The sequence below is a fragment of the Thermococcus celericrescens genome, assembly GCF_001484195.1.
Lineage (GTDB): Archaea > Methanobacteriota_B > Thermococci > Thermococcales > Thermococcaceae > Thermococcus > Thermococcus celericrescens.
Window position 1 is genome coordinate 56,145 of sequence record NZ_LLYW01000018.1, and the last position, 19,986, is coordinate 76,130.

25 protein-coding genes and 1 pseudogene are annotated in these 19,986 nt (G+C 50.4%); 17 read left to right on the top strand and 9 right to left on the bottom strand.

The window, feature by feature from the left end:
* Positions 1-4: 4 nt before the first annotated feature.
* Entirely contained in the window at positions 5-466 is a 462-nt protein-coding gene (locus APY94_RS05285; RefSeq protein ID WP_058938635.1) for a DUF2284 domain-containing protein, read from the bottom strand.
* Positions 467-781: 315 nt separating this feature from the next.
* Here APY94_RS05285 and APY94_RS05290 point away from each other — a divergent pair, with 315 nt between their 5' ends.
* Positions 782-1,249 carry a YbhB/YbcL family Raf kinase inhibitor-like protein gene (locus APY94_RS05290; RefSeq protein ID WP_083500621.1) on the top strand — a complete coding sequence of 156 codons (468 nt, stop codon included), beginning with the start codon at positions 782-784 and terminating at the stop codon, positions 1,247-1,249.
* A gap of 1 nt (position 1,250) precedes the next feature.
* Here the strand turns inward: APY94_RS05290 and APY94_RS05295 are convergent, their stop codons facing one another.
* A complete protein-coding gene (locus APY94_RS05295) occupies positions 1,251-1,502 on the bottom strand; it encodes a hypothetical protein (RefSeq protein ID WP_058938637.1) in 252 nt (83 codons plus the stop codon).
* 102 nt (positions 1,503-1,604) lie between these two features.
* On the bottom strand, positions 1,605-2,069 hold the full coding sequence (locus tag APY94_RS05300; protein WP_058938638.1) for a hypothetical protein: 465 nt from the start codon (positions 2,067-2,069) through the stop codon (positions 1,605-1,607).
* A gap of 92 nt (positions 2,070-2,161) precedes the next feature.
* Here APY94_RS05300 and APY94_RS05305 point away from each other — a divergent pair, with 92 nt between their 5' ends.
* Positions 2,162-2,758 carry a CGP-CTERM sorting domain-containing protein gene (locus APY94_RS05305; RefSeq protein WP_058938639.1) on the top strand — a complete coding sequence of 199 codons (597 nt, stop codon included), beginning with the start codon at positions 2,162-2,164 and terminating at the stop codon, positions 2,756-2,758.
* Positions 2,759-2,819: 61 nt separating this feature from the next.
* Complete coding sequence (locus APY94_RS05310; RefSeq protein ID WP_058938640.1) at positions 2,820-3,548, top strand: cytochrome c biogenesis CcdA family protein; 729 nt, start codon at positions 2,820-2,822, stop codon at positions 3,546-3,548.
* Here APY94_RS05310 and APY94_RS05315 read toward each other — a convergent pair.
* The 4 genes from APY94_RS05315 to APY94_RS05330 all read right to left on the bottom strand — a co-directional run bounded on the left by APY94_RS05315 (position 3,540) and on the right by APY94_RS05330 (position 5,800).
* Positions 3,540-3,887 carry a thioredoxin family protein gene (locus APY94_RS05315; RefSeq protein WP_058938641.1) on the bottom strand — a complete coding sequence of 116 codons (348 nt, stop codon included), beginning with the start codon at positions 3,885-3,887 and terminating at the stop codon, positions 3,540-3,542. The genes APY94_RS05310 and APY94_RS05315 overlap by 9 nt on opposite strands.
* A gap of 62 nt (positions 3,888-3,949) precedes the next feature.
* Positions 3,950-4,525 carry a hypothetical protein gene (locus tag APY94_RS05320; protein ID WP_245610415.1) on the bottom strand — a complete coding sequence of 192 codons (576 nt, stop codon included), beginning with the start codon at positions 4,523-4,525 and terminating at the stop codon, positions 3,950-3,952.
* A gap of 4 nt (positions 4,526-4,529) precedes the next feature.
* Positions 4,530-5,342 carry a hypothetical protein gene (locus APY94_RS05325; RefSeq protein ID WP_058938643.1) on the bottom strand — a complete coding sequence of 271 codons (813 nt, stop codon included), beginning with the start codon at positions 5,340-5,342 and terminating at the stop codon, positions 4,530-4,532.
* A 71-nt stretch (positions 5,343-5,413) separates the two neighbouring features.
* A complete protein-coding gene (locus APY94_RS05330) occupies positions 5,414-5,800 on the bottom strand; it encodes a transcriptional regulator (RefSeq protein WP_058938644.1) in 387 nt (128 codons plus the stop codon).
* A 172-nt stretch (positions 5,801-5,972) separates the two neighbouring features.
* On the opposite strand from APY94_RS05330, the gene hcp reads away from it, so the two are divergent.
* The 9 genes and pseudogenes from hcp to APY94_RS05375 all read left to right on the top strand — a co-directional run bounded on the left by hcp (position 5,973) and on the right by APY94_RS05375 (position 13,927).
* Complete coding sequence (gene hcp, locus APY94_RS05335) at positions 5,973-7,340, top strand: hydroxylamine reductase (protein WP_058938645.1); 1,368 nt, start codon at positions 5,973-5,975, stop codon at positions 7,338-7,340.
* 195 nt (positions 7,341-7,535) lie between these two features.
* Positions 7,536-8,195, top strand: a complete 660-nt coding sequence (locus APY94_RS05340; RefSeq protein ID WP_058938646.1) for a hypothetical protein — start codon at positions 7,536-7,538, stop codon at positions 8,193-8,195.
* 9 nt (positions 8,196-8,204) lie between these two features.
* Complete coding sequence (locus APY94_RS05345) at positions 8,205-8,609, top strand: YraN family protein (protein WP_058938647.1); 405 nt, start codon at positions 8,205-8,207, stop codon at positions 8,607-8,609.
* 15 nt (positions 8,610-8,624) lie between these two features.
* A complete protein-coding gene (locus APY94_RS05350; protein WP_058938648.1) occupies positions 8,625-9,452 on the top strand; it encodes a hypothetical protein in 828 nt (275 codons plus the stop codon).
* Complete coding sequence (locus APY94_RS05355) at positions 9,436-10,266, top strand: hypothetical protein (RefSeq protein WP_157065476.1); 831 nt, start codon at positions 9,436-9,438, stop codon at positions 10,264-10,266. The genes APY94_RS05350 and APY94_RS05355 overlap by 17 nt, the downstream gene beginning before the upstream one ends.
* Before the next feature lie 104 nt (positions 10,267-10,370).
* The gene (locus tag APY94_RS05360) at positions 10,371-11,186 is read left to right on the top strand and encodes a hypothetical protein (RefSeq protein WP_058938650.1); all 816 of its coding nucleotides are present in this window, start codon (positions 10,371-10,373) and stop codon (positions 11,184-11,186) included.
* Positions 11,187-11,430: 244 nt separating this feature from the next.
* Positions 11,431-12,131, top strand: a pseudogene (locus tag APY94_RS05365) (IS6 family transposase).
* 78 nt (positions 12,132-12,209) lie between these two features.
* Positions 12,210-13,181 (top strand): hypothetical protein, encoded by a 972-nt coding sequence (locus tag APY94_RS05370; RefSeq protein WP_058938651.1) that lies wholly within the window; start codon positions 12,210-12,212, stop codon positions 13,179-13,181.
* Between the two features lie 50 nt (positions 13,182-13,231).
* The gene (locus tag APY94_RS05375; RefSeq protein ID WP_058938652.1) at positions 13,232-13,927 is read left to right on the top strand and encodes a hypothetical protein; all 696 of its coding nucleotides are present in this window, start codon (positions 13,232-13,234) and stop codon (positions 13,925-13,927) included.
* 101 nt (positions 13,928-14,028) lie between these two features.
* Here APY94_RS05375 and APY94_RS14040 read toward each other — a convergent pair whose 3' ends face one another.
* On the bottom strand, positions 14,029-14,193 hold the full coding sequence (locus APY94_RS14040) for a hypothetical protein (protein WP_157065477.1): 165 nt from the start codon (positions 14,191-14,193) through the stop codon (positions 14,029-14,031).
* A 219-nt stretch (positions 14,194-14,412) separates the two neighbouring features.
* On the opposite strand from APY94_RS14040, the gene APY94_RS13180 reads away from it, so the two are divergent.
* From APY94_RS13180 to APY94_RS05390, 3 genes are all read left to right on the top strand, one after another.
* On the top strand, positions 14,413-14,568 hold the full coding sequence (locus APY94_RS13180) for a hypothetical protein (RefSeq protein WP_157065478.1): 156 nt from the start codon (positions 14,413-14,415) through the stop codon (positions 14,566-14,568).
* Positions 14,569-14,620: 52 nt separating this feature from the next.
* The gene (locus tag APY94_RS05385; RefSeq protein ID WP_058938654.1) at positions 14,621-15,508 is read left to right on the top strand and encodes a YraN family protein; all 888 of its coding nucleotides are present in this window, start codon (positions 14,621-14,623) and stop codon (positions 15,506-15,508) included.
* 98 nt (positions 15,509-15,606) lie between these two features.
* Positions 15,607-16,350: a hypothetical protein gene (locus APY94_RS05390; protein ID WP_245610416.1), complete on the top strand. Its 744-nt coding sequence runs from the start codon at positions 15,607-15,609 to the stop codon at positions 16,348-16,350.
* A gap of 527 nt (positions 16,351-16,877) precedes the next feature.
* Here the strand turns inward: APY94_RS05390 and APY94_RS05395 are convergent.
* Positions 16,878-17,357: a DUF1858 domain-containing protein gene (locus APY94_RS05395; protein WP_058938656.1), complete on the bottom strand. Its 480-nt coding sequence runs from the start codon at positions 17,355-17,357 to the stop codon at positions 16,878-16,880.
* A 110-nt stretch (positions 17,358-17,467) separates the two neighbouring features.
* Between APY94_RS05395 and APY94_RS05400 the strand changes: the two genes are divergently transcribed.
* Both APY94_RS05400 and APY94_RS05405 read left to right on the top strand, forming a co-directional pair.
* The gene (locus tag APY94_RS05400) at positions 17,468-18,643 is read left to right on the top strand and encodes an FprA family A-type flavoprotein (RefSeq protein WP_058938657.1); all 1,176 of its coding nucleotides are present in this window, start codon (positions 17,468-17,470) and stop codon (positions 18,641-18,643) included.
* Positions 18,644-18,645: 2 nt separating this feature from the next.
* Complete coding sequence (locus tag APY94_RS05405; RefSeq protein ID WP_058938658.1) at positions 18,646-19,986, top strand: DUF438 domain-containing protein; 1,341 nt, start codon at positions 18,646-18,648, stop codon at positions 19,984-19,986.

Below are 19,986 nucleotides of genomic sequence, written 5' to 3' on the forward strand. Positions count from 1 at the left end.
ACCGTTATTCAATTAGCATCATCCCGTACAAAACGCTTTCGGAGAAGTTGATTTCCACGAGTTTCCCAATCTCGATGCCCACTGCGTCTATGCTCGGTCTGACCTTGGTCGGCATCCTGCACGGCTCGCCCCTCTCGAAGGGACAGTCGTCGCAGAGGTTGCACGAGCCGGGAAATAGCGCCATTGCGTACATCTTCCCCTTTTTGAAGAACTCTCCCTCCCTTTTCAGGAGGTACAGCAGGGCCTCCCTCTTTTCCTCCTCAAAGCGCTCCATGTCTATCTCAAACTTCACTATCAGGGCCCTCTTGAAGTGCCGCACCCACTCCCTCGCTTCCCTCCAGTCCGGAACGTGGGGCGGGCAGCTCGGTCTTCTGCCGTACATCGGGCAAGAGCGACACTTCCAGACTGGCCGGGGCGAGACGACTATCTCATCCGCCGGGATTTCCCTCTCCCACAGCACCTTCATTGGGCATCAAGAAAAGATGGGAGAGGAGCTTAAAAATCAATCCATAGTTCACGGCGACGTTTGTCTTCATTCCCTGCGGGAACGGGACATCGTCCGCAGCCCTTTCATCGCTGGTAACCGGTCAGTATTTCCGGCCGGCCTCACACCATCATCAACACTACAATGTTGTTGCTGTTGATAAAGCGTTGTGCCGAAATCTTTTTACGTTTTGTTGGGTATATTATTTACATGAGATGGTTAGCGCCGCTCCTGGTGGTTTTGCTGGCCCTGAGCGGGGGATGCATATCTTCAAAGGATTTCGGAGGGGATGTTAGGATGGATCTTGAGGTTGGTTCCATATTTCACGATGGGGGCACCATACCCGTCGAGTTCACCTGTGATGGGAACGACGTGAACCCGCCAATATTTATCGGGCACGTGGACCCCAATGCTAAAAGCCTCGTCATCATAATGGACGACCCCGATGCCCCCGGTGGGACCTTCACCCACTGGATAGCGTGGAACATTCCACCCCTCGGGGAAATACCAAAGGGAGTTCCGCCGCGGGGGGTTGTGGACGCTCCCGTCAGGATGGTTCAGGGGAAGAACGACTTCGGGAGAATCGGGTACGGGGGCCCCTGTCCGCCGAGGGGGCATGGGGTGCACTATTACCACTTCAAGGTCTATGCGCTTGACACGGTTCTGGAACTCGACCCTGGGGCAAGCAGAAAAGAACTGGAAAGGGCCATGAGCGGCCACATCATTCAGATGGGTGAGCTTGTGGGGTTCTACGAGAGACGCTGAGCTACTCTTCTTTTAACTTTACCACCAGATTGACGGCACTCTGGAACGCCGCGAGGAAGTTCAGGGCGAAGAATATCCAGTCCCCTATCATGTATGAGTATATGGTGAGCAGCGTCGAGGCCGTCACGTAGATCAGTATGAACTGCAGGTTAAGCGGGCACTTTCTGGTCTTTATGGTCTCCCACGTCTGAGGAACCCACGAGCTCACCAGCAGCAGCATTCCTATCAAGCCTATTATCGCTCCACTGTCCATTTTCTCTCACCCCCAACGGGGAAGAGAAGAGCGTAAAAAAGCCTTGTGGATGGACCCATGTCAAAATCGAATAGAACGATTGGATGAATAGACAAATTTGAGCTAAAGCTGGCTGGCGAGTCTGGACATTGCCCACGTCTTGACATCATCGTCCATGATGCCGTTGATTATCTCCATCGCCTCGGCGACCTTTTCCCTCTTGGCAAGGACCAGCGCCACCTCCGCCTCGACCTTTGACTTATTCGGGAGGTCAGTTATGTACCGGGAAATTCTGAGGGCTTCCTCCGGATTGCCCATGTTCAGGAACTCAAAGGCCAGGCTCATCAGAGCCTTTGTGCTCTCGTCGCGGTTGTCGATGTCAAGAGCCGCCTTAACTGCCCTCTCCAGCGCCTCGTGATAATCCCTCCCCGACTTCGCCACCTCGACGGCTATGTGTGAGAACGCCTTCGAGCGTATGTTGCCATCGGGTATCCCCTCAGCCATGTCGAGAGCCTCATTAACCCTGCCGGATTCCACGAGTTTAAGAACCGCCTCGTACAGTGCCCTGGAGCGGTACCACTCCTGCATGATCATCCCCAAGAATTCTGCAACCCGAAGGATTTAAGCTTTCCGCGGCCAAGGTTTATAACTTCCCACGGGAATAAGGTTCGGGTGAGAAAATGAGAAAGCTGGTTTTGATTATCATTGGGATGCTGTTAATCTCGACGGTTTCATACGCCGTTGCAGAGGGCCAGGTGAACCCGGACAAGCTCGACTTCTACATGTACGGTGCAAAGACCTGTCCCCACTGCCGCAAAATGAAGGAGGAGATACCGAGGGTCTACGGAAACGACAGCTTCACGTACTATGAACTGGTGGACAATACCGAAAACCAGGCACTGTTCGGGGAGCAGTACCGGTACACTGGCATATCCGGAGTGCCCGCTATAGGTATAGCCTATGAAGGGGAACTCAGGGCGATAGTCGAGGGGGAATTCAACGTTTCCGCGGCACCGAAGATAGTGGAGGCCGCCATTGAGAACGACGGCCTCATCCTGGTTATGGGGGGCAAGGCGTACATAATAAAAAACGAAACCATCATCCAGAAACTTCAGGTTATCTACGTTGAGCACAGGAACCCAGATGAGACAGTAACGACGACCACAACGCCAACGAATAATACCACCACGAGTTCATCTGATAACGGGATATGTGGTCCGGGAATAGTGGTTGCCTTTGCCGTCATTCCCCTGGTCCTCCTTAAACGGAGGCGCTGACCTTTCGTTCTCAACTTTTTGTTTTAGAAAGCCACAAAAAGAGTGGTGATAACTGACTATCATGAGGAGTGAGATAAAGGGACTGGCGATAATCCTTCTGGCATCCTTCGGGGTGAGCTCCCTCGCGCTGTGGGCGCTGGGTATGGTGGACTTTATCCCCAAGTTCTTCGCCTTGGCCATGAGCGACTCGATAAACCCATGCACCTTCGTCATATACACTATGCTTCTCATAGCACTCTCCGTCAGGGAGATATCAGAGAAAAGGCTGTATTTCATAGGCGCGGCTTTCATAGCTGCGGTTTACATATCCTACTACCTCCTCGGAGTCGGCCTGCTCTACTTCGCCGGTTATCTGCCCCTTTGGGTCGCCGGAGTTGCCGCAATAGTTTTCGGTGCCTACACCATAGCCACCGGACTGATGGAGAAGTCCCGCGTCGGGGACAAGAGCAAAATCAGGAGGAAGATATTCAGCAGCGACGCAACGGCCATCGGGGCTTTTACGCTCGGAGTTATAGTCTCCACAACCCTTCTCCCGTGCTCCGCGGGTAGCTACCTCGTCTATGCGATAATAATCTCGAAGGCGGGGGAGGCCCTCGCGTTCCTCCTCCTGGCGCTCTACAACCTCGTCTTCGTGCTTCCGCTGGTTGTCATACTGCTGGCGATGGGAAGCGTTACAGAGAGCAAGCGCTTCTCCCAGGCGATGGTGAGGCACAGCAGGGAGCTCTCGGTCATAGCGGGGATACTGCTGATAGCCATTGGAGTCTGGGTTCTTACGGGTGCTTCACTGTAAACCGAGCTTTTCCCTCACCCTTCTCTCAAATTCCGCAAAGTTCGGAACCCCTATGAACTCCACTCTGTTGTCTATGAGTATGGTGGGGGTTCCCATTATGTTGTGCTCCATGGCCTTCCTCTGGCCTTCAGGGGTGGCCACGCTGAGTTCTCTCGCTATAACACCCTCGTATTTCCTCTCAAGCTCCTGAGCCATTGCCCAGGCTATCGGGCAGTAGGGGCAGCCGGGTGACGTTATGACCTCGATGACCACCTTTTTCTTCGGCGTGACCTCTATCATTCCCGCCTTCTTCATGAGTTCGAGCATCTTCTTTCTCCTTATCATCTCAAGCTCGTCCATCCTCTCACCCCCGTTAGAAGAGAGAAAGAAGCAGGTTTAAAAAGAAATTCTTGAAAAAAGCTTCAATCGATGGCGTTCAGGTGTGCAGCCAGGAGTACCGCGAATATAATCGCCAGCAGGATGTGCAGCTTCTTCCATTTTTCGTACCTGTTCACGTACTTCCTCGCCCTTTCCATGTCGTTGGCCTTTGCCGCCGCGATTATGCTGTGGTTTATGCTCCTCCCTATGAAACCCATCACGTTCAGGAGAACGAGAACGACCGCCATTGCCAGTCCCGTTGTACCCGCCAGGCCGGTGTAGTTGCCGCACGAGAAGAAGTGAACAAAGACCAGCAGGGTTCCCGTTATCGTGAAGAAGTGATGGACGGTCATCGGCGATACCGGGCCGATCACTGTCATATACGGGTGCTCCATCTTTATCTCGAAGCCCCAACTGCTCGACCTCTGGTGGGTTATGATGAGCTTCCTCTTGGTGAGGGCATAGTAGGCAACTCCCACCGCTATCATTGCCACTCCTGCCACCGCGAGGGACGTGTAGCCGGCCTCGTACTCGTTTTCCTCTTCGTACTCGTCCGCAAGAACAAGGGGAGTGATGAGGAGAGCCAAAAGAAGAAAAACCAGAAGCCTCTTCATGGGCATCCCATCAGAACGCCCCGCTTCCAGGGCCGCATATCTTCGCGAAGGGGCAGACCGAGCAGTCCTCGGTGTAGGGCTTGAGGTAGGGTTCACCCTTGATGGCCTTCGTTATCTCCTTCGCCTTTTCCATTGCCTCATCGTCGCCTTCTAAGACGAGGGTAACGCTGCCCTCAGCCCCGCCTGCTCCGCCGGCCGCTATCGGTATCGCCTCAACTCCGGCGAGTATCCTGTAGGCTTCAACCTCGGTAACTGGGTGGGAGTGGGGTATCGGCACGAGGGCTGAATAAAGCCCGGTTCCCCAGTCGAATGAGTAAATGCCTGTGAGCTTGGCGCTTTCCTCGACAGGTGTTGGCACGAACTTCTCGAGGCTCACGGGCGTTATGGTGAAGACACCTTTGGTTATTGTCCAGCCGAAGGTCTTTCCTATCGTTCCTCCATCGGGAGCGGCGGCGAAAACAGCGACGTTCCAGTTGATGTCTATTGCGTTGGCCCCCTTGATGAAGACGTCCTTCGGACCCATCTGCTTGAGCGCTTCGAGGGGGTCGTCAAACGGTTCACCCTTGTAGAGGACAATGTGCTTGGGCCAGGTGGCCTTTGGGGTAACGCAGGTTCTTCCCTTACTGATGACGCCAACGGTCCATTTTTCCTTGTCTATTTCCTTTCCTAAGATCTCCTCGGCTATATAGGCCGCGGTTATACCGGTGGCAATGTAAACAAACCCGTGCTTGAGGGCATGCTGAACCTCATCGAGAGCGACGACTGCCTTTGCGATAAGCCTCTTGCTCTCCGGTGGGGTGAGGGTTACAAGTGCCCTTTTCATAAGAATCACCAACATTAAAATCTCCATCGAAACATATTAACCTTCCTTTAGCCGAGCCGAGAAGCCTTAGCTCAGCCGAAAAGTTCAAGGCATACGTTGCATTCCGCGGGATTCACTTCGGGGTCGATTTTTGAGTGGAACTGGCAGACGTAGCCCTTTCCAAGCATCTCGACGGAGATTTCCACGAGCCTCCTGTGTATCTCATACTCACTCGGTTTTTTCTTAATGATCTCGTCGGCAAATGAACGAAGCTCGTTATCGGTGTCTGGAAACTGGGAGACATCCATCAACGCGCCTCTGTCCATCCGAAGATAGCGGGAAACGGCCGACTGGGTGATGTGGAGGAGCTCAGCTATCTTCGTCTGCTTCAGGCCGTTTTCATAGAGTATCTCAACGAGCCTCCGCCTGAGTGACGGGTACACGTAGCGCGAGGCCACTTCAAACGCGTTGGTCTTCATGGTGGGTTTTATGACGGGCGGAATATTTAAGCCTTTCTGCCAAGTCTTTTGGGTGCTTGCCATGACATAAGTCATATGGCCGCTTTAGGTTAAGAAACCGCAAGATTTTTATGAAGGTCCCTTCATCTATAATCGAAGGATATGACACATGTCATAAAAGGAGGGATTGAAGATGATAAAGGTACCTGAGAAGTTGGACATGCTCTGCAACCAGTGCTCGATGAGCCTCGCTGGAGGATGTACGATAAGGGGAGTCTGCGGTAAAGACCCGGACCTCAACTCCCTTCAGGAGGCCCTGCTGTATGGTATAAAGGGAACCGCGGCCTACTACCACCACGCCCTTGAGGTCGGCTACGACGACCCAAAAATAGGCCACTTCCTGGCGGAGGCCCTCTACTCGACCCTAACCAACGTGAACTTCGACAAAAACCGCTTCCTTGAACTTATCCTTGAGAACGGAAGGGTTCACCTTAGGGCCATGAAGCTCCTCGACAAAGCTTACGTTGAAACCTTCGGAAGGCCTGAGCCGGTTGAAGTTCCGACCGGAACGGCTGAGGGACACGGCATACTCGTGACCGGCCACAGCTACAAAGCTCTGTACGAACTCCTCAGGCAGATTGAGGAGATGGGCCTTGAGGAAGAGCTCAAGGTCTACACCCACGCCGAAATGTTCCCTGCCCACGCTTACCCAGAGCTGAGGAAGTTTAAAGCGCTTTACGGCAACTGGGGCGGCTCGTGGCTCTACCAGAAGAAGGAATTCGCGGAGTTCCCGGGAGTGATTCTGGGCACAAGCAACTGTGTCCAGCAGCCGACGAAGGCGTATCAGGATAGAATCTTCACCGTCGGAATAGCGGGCCTTGAGGGGGTTCCCCACATCGAGGACTACAACTTCGAGCCGCTCATAAAGCGCGCCCTTGAGACACCGAGGATGAAGGCCTACGACGGCGGAAAGCTCCTGACGGGCTTCCACCACACCAACGTCCTCGCTATGAAGGACAAACTGATAGAACTGATTCAGGAGGGCAAGATAAGGCACATCTTCGTAGTGGGCGGCTGTGATACGCCGCACAAGGGCATGGGCTACTACGAGAGGCTCACCGAGCTGATCCCCAACGATGCTCTGATACTCTCTGCGGCCTGCGGCAAGTTCCGCTACAACGCGAGGAACTACGGCACCATCGAGGGGATTCCGCGCTTCCTTGACTTCGGCCAGTGCAACAACGTCTACTCGATAATCGAGATTGCAATAGCACTTGCGAACGAGCTTGGAACCGACGTGAACTCCCTGCCGGTAAGCATAGTCCTGAGCTGGATGGAGCAGAAGGCCGTGGCTATACTCTACTCGCTCCTCTACCTCGGAATCAGGGGCATCTACCTCGGTCCAAAGCCGCCCGAGTTCCTCACACCGAACGTCTTCGAGACCCTAAGGAGGCAGTTCGACCTGAGGCTTACCGGTGACCCGGAGGCCGACCTCAAGGAGATGCTGAGCAAGGGCACCAGCGTTGATGAGAGTGCCCCGCTCGCGGAGGAGCTGGAGTGAGGATCTTCTTTTCTCATCTTTTTGATGCCCGTTGTTAACGGGTAGACAGATTGCTGCGTTTTTGGTAATCGTATCATTCAAACTTTTCCCAGTTGGATTTTACATTCAATCTTCATTATTTTGTTAAACTTTCAATAGTAATATTTTTAAAGTGTTGGACTTATTATCCATCACAAACTAGTGGGGTGCTCTGGAATGTGGAAGAAGGTAATCGCTCTGCTCTTTGGGTTTTTGATTTTAGGAGTAACAGTCAGCGGTGCCAGTGCCACGGCGAGCTTTGTCAACGGAACAGTGAACGGCACCGTAACGGTTCCGCCAGAGTTAACCCCTGAGAAAAAACCCGGAGACGAGGTACGGCCGCAGTTCTGGGGGATTGTTGGCCTTATAGTACTTGATGCCGCAGCGAGCTGGTTCCTTGAGCATTACGTTTCTCCAGAAGTTGCAGCAGTCTACGATGCGGTCACAATACTCATTGACCCCGCTAAAATTGCAGAGAAACTAGGAATCAAGGGAGCAAAACTCGGAATTAAGGTCATCAGCCGCAATAAGGTGCTGATCGGTCTCTTCAAGGACAGCAAAGTCGTTAAGGAAATCACGTACGCTTCCAAGGATCTCGCTGAATGGGTAAGTAACAAGCTTGGAAAAGACTACCTAGGGAAGATCGTTGAAAAATACGTTGTCAAGAGCGGAGGATTAAAGAAGGGCCATGACTTCGATGAGGTAGCAAAAGCCCTAAAGAGGATATACGAACTGGGGATAACTAACGGTAACGCCAGGAGGTTCATCGTTGATAGGGGATGGGACGTCGAGAAACTGAAGAAAGTGCTCGAAGATGCGAAGAGCGTCAGGAAATGAGGAAAGAAGTTGATCGCTGACATCAACAGGGATTTGAAAAATGAGAAGGACCTTGGGCCGCTCTATGAGGCAGAGGTTGTAAGCCACCTCAAGAGGAGCGGATGGAAGGTGGAGGAAGTAGGACATGGCTTTAAGCTTTATGGCGAACCGGGTGACATTGATATAATTGCCAAGAAAAACGGCGAAAGGGTTTACATCGAGTGCAAGAGAAGGAGTAGTAAGATATCTAAGGGGCAATTACTGAAAGAGGCAGAATACGCTAACATGAATGGAGTGAGGAAGCTCGTTGTGTACTACTCACGCGATACTGCGAGTATGGGGCAATGGTACAAAATCAGAGAGGCAGTCCGCGAAGCAAAGGCCAAGTATGGGGTTGAGGTTAAAATTGAATATCACGGCTCGGAATTCAACTGAATAGTGGTGATAGAAATGGGGACTGAGTACTTCCTGTCTTTTATTTTTGACAAGTCTCCTGAAGAGATTGAACGGTTCATTAGTTCAAATTTTAAAGTTCGACTTCGGGAGCCGGATGAGTCCGATAGGAAGTTCATGGAGATTGAAAGGCGGGAGTTCCTCAAGAGGGGGCTTTTGAAGTATCCAGTAGTGTTTATCAAGAAGGGGGGCTTGTGGTCAAACAACCCCTTGGAAACCTCGGACGAGAGTTTCTGGCCCATCGAGTACTTTGACCTAAGATTGTTCGAGGTTGGGGAGTATTCCCTACTCGAACTCAATCCTCAACCAAGGAGCTCATGGATGTTTGTGAAATCCAGTGACCTCCTAGATTTCCTAAAGCCCTTCATGCGAGAGGGCTTTTTAATGGTGTCAGGGTACAGTGACGGCATTGATCTCACCGAAATAGGTCTAAAAGAGGATGACGAGCTCCTCCTCTACATGGAGCTCGTTTCCATCATCGAGAAGAAGGAGGAAATACTCCCTTCTGGCCTCACTGTAGTGAAAGCTAACTTACTCTTCCTTGAGGACGGTCTCTACGAGCTTGTTGAGAGGCCTGGGAGGGAGGAGAAGGAGTACGTACTGATAAAGAGTCTTGAGGGTTACAAAATCCTTGTTTCGGCGAGGGAAAGTGATTTAACCGATGAAGAGTGCTACCTCGACCTTTTGGAGGATAAGGCGTGGTTTAGTTTGGAAATCGTTGGGCTCGTCTTCAAGCGCATCGGTCGGAAAGTTGAGGACGAGTTCCTCGTCAAAAGAGCTGAAGAATACTTTAAGGCTCAGGTGGGTGATGCCGGTGGGTGTTGATAATTACGTTTACCTTGTGTTTGATATGAAGCTGGGGGACGTTAGAAGGTTTCTTGAAGAAGAGTTTAAGCTTGAGTCGTGGGATGATGATGGAGAGGATACGTGGGTGCTTGATTTGAAGAGATATAGCCTCTTGGATGAGGAATTCCAGCGGGTTGCATCCGGTGAATTAGCCTTCGATCCGCCGCTGAGGACTACTGAAGGAGAGAGGATAATCAATGCAGACTTTAGGATTTACTCGGTCAAGGGTTACACGATCCTGGAAATTCACCCAGCTTGGAGAAGTAGGTGGGGGTATGTCCTTAGTTCCGAACTCATTAGACTCTTGAAGAAGTTCATGAGGGCGGAACCTCTCTTGATATGTGGTTATCGGGATGATGCTGATCTTACGGAACTCGGTTTCAAGCACAATAATCAGCTTATCCTCATAAACTGGCTCCCGAAGGTGGTTAAGACCGGAAGACTCGAAGTCATTCCCTCAGCACTCACTGTAGTTAAAAGGGAGCTCTTGAAGATGGATACGGGTTTGTACGGGGTTTCAATCCCATGGCGTCCTGGAGAGAGGGGTTTCTTGTTCATAGGAGAGCTGAATGATTACGCGGTTATCTGGTTCCTTGGTATTGTGGACCTTGATGATCCGGAGAATGTTCTTGAATCTCTCTACGAACCGTCGGAACTGGCGTGTGACTTGGTAATACCCGTCGTGTTGCCCCTAAGAGATCTGGGGCTTGTGGAGGATAAGAGATGGCAGAAAATCGCAGAAAACGCATTTAAAACCCAGATAAGTGGTACCTATAACAATCCACAGTTGTGAACGAGCAATACAAGCAGTCTTGGAGGTGGACGTTGAGATAGTCCATTTGAGTTCGGGATTCAACTGACTTTCTTTTAATTATTTACATTGAAGGGGGTGACGCCATGGGTGATTGTTATGATGTAGTTGCGGTGTTTGAAAGGCCTTGGAAGGAGGTTGTTGATGAATTAGATAGGCAGTTTGGGCTCGTTAAAGACACGGAGCATGGTCTGGATGAGTGGTATGAACACTATGACACAAGAGGATTTAAATTAGTGTTCAAAGGGAAGACTAAGAATATAATCCTGAAGACAATAAGACCCGAGCGGTACGTCGGTGTCGGCTTCTGGATTGAAGTGTTCTCAAAGAGTGAAATAACAATCGTTGACTTTGGAACCTGTACAAGTAAATTTTGGGATGTCTCAAGTAAGGAGTTGGTGGAATTCTTTGAGAAGTTAACGAACGCCGGAGCAGTGATTATTACAGGTTACGTGTACGGGAGTGAAAGGTTTGAGGAGATTTTTGGAGAGTGGGACCAGTTCCTCGTCTATGAGTGGCTGGAGAAAGCCCTAAAGCATGAGAAGCTTGAAATTCTTCCTTCTGGAGTTACCGTCGTGAAGGACAACCTGCTCCCCATCGAGGACGGCCTCTACGAACTTGTTGAAATACCTTGGATGGAAGAGAAGGAGTACGTTCTCATAAAAAGCTTGGACGGGTATAAAATCCTCGTCTCGGTGTGGGGGAGTGATTTGACTTATGAAGACTCTTACCGGGAACTCCTTGAGGACAAAGCATGGTTCAGCCAGGACATGACTGCCGTGATCTTCGGGAGGATTGGAAAGAGAGTTAAGGATGAGTTCCTCGTCAAAAGGGCTGAAGAATACTTCAAAGCGCAGGTGGGCGAAGTTTCTGGCGAGTCTGATAAGGGCCAAACACGATAACGGCTCTACTCTGAATGGGAACCGGCCCCGATCTTTTCTCTTCCTTACCACCCCAATTGAGAACCGTTAGAGCAATTCTTGAATTAAAGAATTGAGAAAAGGGTAAAAGCGGATCGTCTTCTCTCCAAAGTTGAATTTTACATTCAATTTTCATTGTTTTGTTAAACTTACCATACTGTCAGGATAAGCGGTTGGGCGTTAGGTTTAAGTTTCTGGAGAGTCTTCGGTAAAAAGGGGATGACTTATGAAGGCTGGAATCGCTCTTTACTGGGTGTTTTCAGCCTTAAAACCTTTTCGCCGAAACAAAATCGCGGTGGAGAAGAAAATCAGGGCAGTGGAATTATACTTAAAAGGCCTCAGTTACAGGCAAGTCGCCAGGATTCTCGGAATCAGCCACACAACAGTCTGGGAAACAGTCCAGAAACTCGCGGAAGCAGTTTACTTACCGAAAACGCTTGCAGTGAGAAAACAGCGGAATTTCATCGCGGTTGACGAGACTGTAATAAAAATCAACGGGCAGGAAAGATACCTCTGGGCCGCTATTGACGTTGAGAGCAGGGAGTTCTCGCAGTCTGGATTACGACTACCCGGAACTGGTGGACTGCCAGGGATTTCATTAGCACTGTGTTAAAGTCCTGCGTTAATAAACCGGTTTTTCTGGTTGATGGTGGCCCGTGGTACAAGTCAGCGTTTAATACTCTGGGGTTGGATTACGTGCATGTGACTTTCGGGCCGAGGAACAGTATTGGGCGCTGGTTCAGGACGTTGAAGGAGAGGTTGAAGCGTTTCTGGAATAATTTCCGGAGTAAAAACTGGAGGAGAGTTCACAGATTTATTTTCCTGTTCGCATTCTGGTATAATTTTGTTAGGGAGCATTCTAGATTCGGTGCTCCTCCAGGTGATGTGACTGAATGGCTTCAGGGGGTGATGCCCCAGTTATCCTGACAGTATGAAACTTACAATAGTAAATCTTTTAAAGTCCTGGATTTATTATCCATTGAAAACTCGTAGAGGTGTTTGGAGATGTGGAAGAAAATCCTCGCCCTGCTCTTTGGCTTTTTGATTTTGGGACTGACGGTCAGTGGAGCCAGTGCAACGGCGGGCCTTGTCAACGGGACAGTGAATGGTACTGTAAAGCTTCCTCCAGGGTTCAGTCCGGAGAAGGGACCAGGAGATAAAGTTCAGCCTGAGAATGCTGGTGCTGGGATTGTAGTAGAAAACTTCTTCGGTGGATTTGTTCCGGGCATAGGATGGCTAGTGGTTATAGGTGGAGTTGCGTTGGCAATTTCAAAATATTTGTACTCCAAACCTGTTAGTGAGTTCACTGAAGCGTTCTATAAAGAACTTCCAGACAGAATTTCATACAACGGGCAGGAACTTGCAAAGGGAATCGAGAGCAAGAACTTCTGGGGTACCAAAGTAGAGATCGGATATGGCTACGTAAAGAAAAAATGGGGCGGTCTAAAGAAGGAAACCGTCATAGTGAAGTCAGTCATAACAATAACCAGGGACGAAGTCAAGGCTGTTAAGGACTTATTCAGCCCGAAGGAATACGGCAAACTCCTCGCACAGGCATACCTCAACGGATGGGATGCTAACAAAGCTAAGAAACTTGCAAGAGGGTTTGCCAAAGAATACAAGACATTCAGAGCATACTATAATGCCAGAAGCTTGTGTGGAAGCGTCAATTGCAAACCCGGTGAAGTCATAATTACGGAGAAAAGTGCGAAGCATATAATCGAGGCCCACATCTTGGTTGATAGCCACCCACTAAAATCAAAGTTTGAACAATTAACTGCAAAGCAACTATTAAAACTAATAAAAGACACTATCGAAAATGGAGAGGTTAATTGTGCCGAGAGCAGAACCGATTTAAAAAGGATAGCAATAGAAAAATACCAACCGAAATTAGGTGTTAAACTGAGAGTCGTGATTCAGTGTATAGGCAAGAGCCGGTGGAAGGTCATTACGGCGTTTCCAGTTACAAAGGGATGACTTCATCGTTTTTATTTATTTTTGTCCTAAAAGTATGTTTGGTGGAAAGTATGATGGTTCGGCATAGTGCCAATCCAGGAATTTACTGGTACTGGTATGCCACAAAAACGCTGGATTCAACCGCTAAAAGCGTGGACGAGCTTTTGGAGTGGACAGAGGTACTTTTTGACTTCGATAATGTTCTCAAGCACCACCTGCCGGAGCTCAGAGGTCACTGGATTGAGAACCACTCACTCCTAACTGGGGTTCCTAGGAACATCAATGTTCTCTCCACCACCGTAAGCTTCCCCCGCTTTCTTGGAAACTTCATAGCTGGAATTTTATACGCGCTCGAAAAGGAGAACGAGTTCAGAAAGTTCATTGGAGGACCGGGAGTTAAAACGCCTGCAGGAGACGGCAGGATGGTTCCCGAGGACGTGCTGAAGCCCATTGGAGAGCTCCCCGACTGGGCAAGGAGAACGCGAGCAAAGGTCAAACTCTACGTGGACATGGACTTTGGAGCCTTTGACCCCGCCCTTCATGCGGTACTTTTAAGGAGTGGAAACTCTCTGATTTGGATTTTCGACAATGGCAGGGTCTACAGGATGGGGGAAAGAGAGTTCACGAGGTTTGCTTTGGACATTCTCATTGCAGGGAGGGACTCAATAAATGTCCTAATCGATCGTATTGATATTCGTTCATCCCTGGCCAAGGCCACAATAAGGCACATTGACAGGTCAATTGAAATGCTCTCGCTCGATAGGTAGCTCGGATGACATAGGGAAAAGAAGGAGGTGAGCTCATGTCGTTCTCCTTTATCTTCTTTGGCTGGGAGGAGGCTCTCAGGGGTGAGGTGTCTGCGGATGCTCTAACCATTGCCATCAAGCACGGGGATGAGATTATACCCTTGGGCAACTGCTTTACCAAAGACGCGGTTGGTGACGTCCATTATGACGCCGCCCTTCACCATCTTGGCAAAACCGCGCTTCAGCCTCTCGGTGCCCTTAGCTTCAATAACGGCCAGCTTTCCCATTCCGATCACCTTTTCAAGTTTTTACTTGCAATAATTTCAAGGCAAAACTTGAATATAAACCTTGTCCCCCTCAGGTGCCCCGTTTGTTGGGGTTGTATTTTTCTGAACTTTTGAAAGTTTGATTTAAATTCTATCATCATGAGCTTGTTAAACTTTGCACAGTAAACTTTTTAAGGTTCTGGCGTAATTATCCAGTGCACATATCTGGGGGTCCGGCAGGTGTGGAAGAAAATCCTTGCCCTGCTCTTCGGGGTTTTGATTTTGGGATTGGCGTTCAGCGGTGCGAGCGCTACAGCGAGTCTCGTTAATGGAACGGTGAACGGCACCGTAACGGTTCCGCAGGAGTTCAGTCCGGAAAAAAAGGCCAGGAGATGAGGTCCAGCCCCAGGCTGTTCCGGGAATTGTCCTGATAATAGGTGCAATCCTCGTGGACAATGCGTTAAGTCTTGCTATCGAACATTACGTCTCTCCTGAGGCAGCAATGGCGTATGATGCACTATCCACTATTCTTGCTCCAGATCCAACAGACATCGTTCGCGGTGGGAAATGGGGGATCAAGATACTCGCGAAGGACGGGGACGAAATATCCAGATTTTCAATGGGCATCGTAAAGGACTACCTGGGACGTAAAATAATGGTTAGGGAATTCACGAAAGTCAGCAGAGAAAACGCCAGGTGGGTCGTAAATGAACTGGGCAAGCAGTACCTCGAGGAGATAGGCGAGAAATACGTAAAAAGGCGTGGCATGGACTTTGATGAGGTTGTTAATAGCCTCAAAAGGATCAGGAGGTGGTTAACTAACAAGAATGCATTTAAGGAGGTTATTCGCCGAGACTGGGACGTTGAGAAGCTTGAAGAAGTACTTAACGATGCAAGCAGCGTTAAACACGGAGGGCGCGAGATTATCAGCAAGATTAATCAGGAATTAGCGAGAGGCCAAATTAAGTCAGGAGCCCTTTATGAGGCTGAGGTCGTCAGCCACCTCAAGAGGAACGGGTGGACGATAAGGGAAGTCGAGAAGAGAGTGATAACATCAATTGATAAAAACACTGAGATTGACATAATCGCGGAGAAGGGGTCGGAGACCGTGCTGATAGAGTGCAAGAGAAACGCACATAAAATAAGCGAGGAACAGCTTGCAAAGTACGCTGAGTACGCCATCAATAAGGGAATCAGAAAGATTGAGGTGTACTATGCTGGAGGCATTGAGAACATAAGGGACTACTATTACTACACCCAGTACCTGCCAAAGGAGATAAAGTCCCGGTTTGGTGTGGACGTTGAAGTGCGTTACCTAGCTTCAGAATTCGACTGAATCTGTTTCTTTATTTTTCATTATGAATTAATCATGGGGGGAGTGATATGGGAACCACGTATTATGTTGTCGCCGTGTTTGATAAGCCTTGGGGAGAAGTGCTTGAGAAGCTCTCGCGCGAGTTCAAGTACACTCGCGAACTCGCGTACCAGCGGGAAAGACGAGAAGAGCACCTGAAGTTCATCTTTGATATGAGGGGATTTAGGCTGGTTGCAGTGGGAGAACTGCACTACGAGCTGAAAACCACCGAGGAAGATTCCTTTGACTGGCTTGAGGTTGAAACGTACTCAAAGGAGAACATGACGCTCCTCCAGATTGGAGTCTCCACCGGCAGGTGGCTGTTCGTCCTGAGCCCCGAACTTATGAAGTTCCTCGGAAAGCTGATGAGGGTTGGGGCGGTCCTCATCTGTGGTTACACGGACGACCACGACCTCAGAGATGCAGGCTTTGAAGAAAACAACCAGTTTCTTTTCTACGAATGGTTAGTTGAGACTGTGAAAAGGAAAAAGCTTGAAATCGTTCCTTCGGACGTTACCATAGTGAAGAAAGAACTCTTAGACTTGGAGGACGGTCTCTACGAGCTGATTGAAAGACCCGGAAGGGAGGAGGAAGAGTATGTCCTAATCAAGAGATTGGATAGTTATAAAATACTTGTTTCAGTAAGAGAAAGCGATTTAACCGATGAGGAGGGCTACCGAGAGCTAATTGAAGACAAAGCATGGTTCGGCGGGGACATAACCACATTGATCTTCAAGCGTATTGGAAAGAAAATTAAAAACGAATTCTTAATCAAGAGGGCCGAGGAATACTTTAAAGCTCAAACAGGGGCTGAACCATATTGAGCGGCTGACCTCCTCCCCGCCGTGAACGGCGAGGGTTCCAACGAATTAACTCCTCGCCAATGGCAGGGAGATTTATGGGCAACTCATCCCCTACTCCCGTTGCCGGTTTCGGCTCGGCCCAAGGGGACGGTCTTGCCCCCATTACCCCTACCGGCTAAAGCCGGATTGGGGTTATGGCTTAGAGGCCAATCTCCAGTCTTTGACTGCCCAAGCGGGCAGTTCTCAAAGGACGCCTATCGGCGTCCACTCCCCTTCAGGCCGAAGGGGACACTCAAACCCCTCATCTCATCGGGTTCTAACTTTGGCCTCTCCAAGGCCGTATTAACCACCAAAGTTTAAAAGAATTTCGGTTTAAAGGGCTGAATTTCCGAACACTGCATCCCCGCCCTAAAGGGTGAGGCTTTCGGAAGGAAAAGGTAACGGCCTCGCCAAAGTTTGGTGGCTTTAATGATTAACAAAAATAAATCCATCGTAGGTTGAGATTACTAAAAAACAAATAAACCTCAATGGAAATGTTTTGAACTGAACTATCTACCTTCTTCCAGCCCTTTCAGTTCTTCCATCATCTCTTTGAACTTCTCGTCGCTCATTCCAATGAGCTTCTTTGCCTGCCTCAGGGTTATCGTCCTCGCGAGGGTCTTCCTCATCTCGGGATTCTCAAGGGGCGAGAAGCCGTACTTGACCAGTATCCTGAGAGATTCCGGGTAAGCTTTGAGGAGCTTCGCCACGTTGGTGTCCTCCGTTATCTCCTCAAGCTTATCGTCGCACTCCTTGACCTCCATCGTAAGCTCCTTGGAGTTCTCGGTCTTGGTTATCCTGAGCACGAATGCCCCGCCAACCTCTTTCAGTTCGACCCGGTAACCGGCTTCTTCAAGCTTTCCCAGCATGTCAACGAAGGGCTTGTCGCCTATGACTTCGAGCGTCTCCCCGACCTTGAGCTTTCCCAGGGCATCTATTATCATAACCGCCGGCTGGGGAGGCTGTAATCCACGGACATCGAGCATCATTTTCCATCACCGTTCCCCCCTATGACACGCGACATATAAAGGTTGTTGGGCAAATCTGCCCAGAAACGCTTAAAAGTACCCAGTATGACACTCGTCATGAAGGTGATATTATGAAAACCGTTGAGATAACCAGTGGTGTCCACTGGGTGGGGGCCAAGGATTGGGACAGGAAAATTTTCGATGCCCTCATTCCCCTGCCTCAGGGGACTTCCTACAACGCTTACTTGGTCGTGGGAAGCAAGAAAACCGCCCTCATAGACACGGTGAACCCCGGTTTTGAGGGTGAGCTTGAGGAGAAGATAAACGAAATAGCGGACGTGGCGGATATTGATTACATAGTTATGAACCACGCCGAACCCGACCATTCGGGCGCGATTCCGTACCTGCTGGAGAGGAATGAAAAGGCCGTGCTGGTTGCGACGAAGAAGGGTGCGGACATAGCGAGGGCCTATTATGATGTGCCGGAAGACAGGCTCATGGTCGTGAAGGACGGTGATGAGGTCTCCCTCGGTGGAAAGACGCTGCTGTTCATAGAGGCCCCGTGGCTCCACTGGCCAGAGACCATGTTCACCTACCTCGTGGAGGATAAAATACTGTTTACCTGCGACTTCTTCGGGGCCCACCTCGCAAGGGGCTTTTACGATGATGATGTGCCAGACCTCCTGACACATGCCCAGAGATACTTCGGCGAGATAATAATGCCCTTCTCGGTCATGGCGAGAAAAGCACTTCAGAAGATTGAGGGACTTGAGATAGAGATGATCGCCCCGAGCCATGGGCCCATATACAGGAACCCTGGGAGGATAATTGAAGCTTATGAGCGGTGGAGCGGCGGTGAAACGCGGGAGAAGGTGCTCATAGCCTACGTGAGCATGTACGGCACCAACGAGAGGATCGTGAAGGAACTCGCGGCCCGCTTAACTGCCGAGGGAATAGAGGTGGTCGTTTACAACCTTGTGAACTCGGACATAGGGGAGATAGCCAAAGACCTTGTGGATTCGAGGGCAATAGTGCTCGCCGCGCCCACCGTACTTGGAGGGGCCCACCCCCTGGCAGTTCATGCCGCATACCTCGTAAAAGCCCTCAGGCCGCCGGCCAGGTACGCGTTGATAATCGGCTCCCATGGGTGGCACGGGAAGAGCAATGAGGCTCTCCTCGAAGTTCTGAAGGGGTTAAACCTCGAGCTCCTGGGTACGCTTGACGTCCACGCGAGGCCCGGGATGGGTGATTATAACGAACTCGTCAGGCTGACGAACCTGCTGATAAACAAGGTTAGGGAGGGATGAAAATGACTGAGTTGCTGAACAATCGCGAATACAAGAAGGAGCAGCTGAAGAAACTCCTTCTCAGAATTCATGAGGGAGAGGACGTTAATAAGCTCAAGGAAGAATTCCGCCAAGTTTTGAGCGGCATTTCGCCCCTTGAGATTCCAATCATAGAGCAGGAGCTCGTGAAGGAAGGAATTTCGGCCAAGGATATAGCGAAGATGTGTGACCTGCACGTCGAACTCTTCAGGGAAGCCGTTAAGGGAACGGAGGAACTTGAGGAGAAAGACCTTCCCGACGGGCATCCGCTCAAGACGCTCTACCTCGAAAACAAGGAGATAATGAAGGACTCCGAGATGCTCAACCTCTACGCAAGAACCCTAGCAACGACCAAGGACGAGCGCATGAGGGAGGAAATACTCGGCGTTCTGGAGGAGCTCGTTGGCAACCTCAAGAGGGTTGGCTTCACCCACTACAATCGGGAGGAGATGCTCACCTTCCCCTACATTGAGCGCAGAGGTCTGACCGCGATAGCAACAGTTCTCTGGACGAAGCATGACGAAATCAGGTTCATGATAAAAAGGCTTGCAGAGCTTTTGAGGAAGAGGGACGAGATGCCCTGGGAAGAGTTCGTCGAGCGCTTTAAGGAAAAGGCGGGCGAGGCCTCCTTCGCGCTGAGCGACATGGTCTTCAGGGAGAACAACATCTACTACCCGACCCTTAAAGCTCTCCTGAGCGAGGGCGAGTGGAAAGCTATCCGTCAGCAGGAGGATGAGATTGGCTACTACAAGGTCGACCCGCCCGCCTGGGATCCCGGCGAGGACGTTAAACCGCTCCATCCCTGGGAAATCAATCCCGAACTGAGCGTTGAGGAGCTTCTGAACCTTCCAAAGGAGGTTCAGCAGGCATTGAAGGGCAGGCCGCTGGAGTTCGACAAGAGCCGGCTCCTGAGGGAGGGCGATATAGATCTTGGAACGGGCTTCCTCAGCCTGAAAGAGCTTAAAGCGATTTTTGAGGCCCTGCCGGTTGACGTGACCTTCATAGACAAGGACGACCGCGTTCGCTTCTTCTCGCCCGGCGAAAGGATATTCGCCAGAACTCCCTCCGTGCTCGGGAGGCCCGTCCAGCTCTGCCACCCGCCCAAGAGCGTTCACATCGTCAACAAGATACTCAAGGCCTTCAAGGAGGGCAGGAAGAAGGAGGCAACCTTCTGGCTCAGGCTCGGTCCGAAGTACGTTTACATCAAATACGTGCCCCTCTTTGACAAAAACGGGAACTACCTGGGAACGCTGGAGATTACCATGGACATCGAGCCATATAAGAAGATCGAGGGCGAGAAGAGACTGCTCGACTGGAGGGATTGA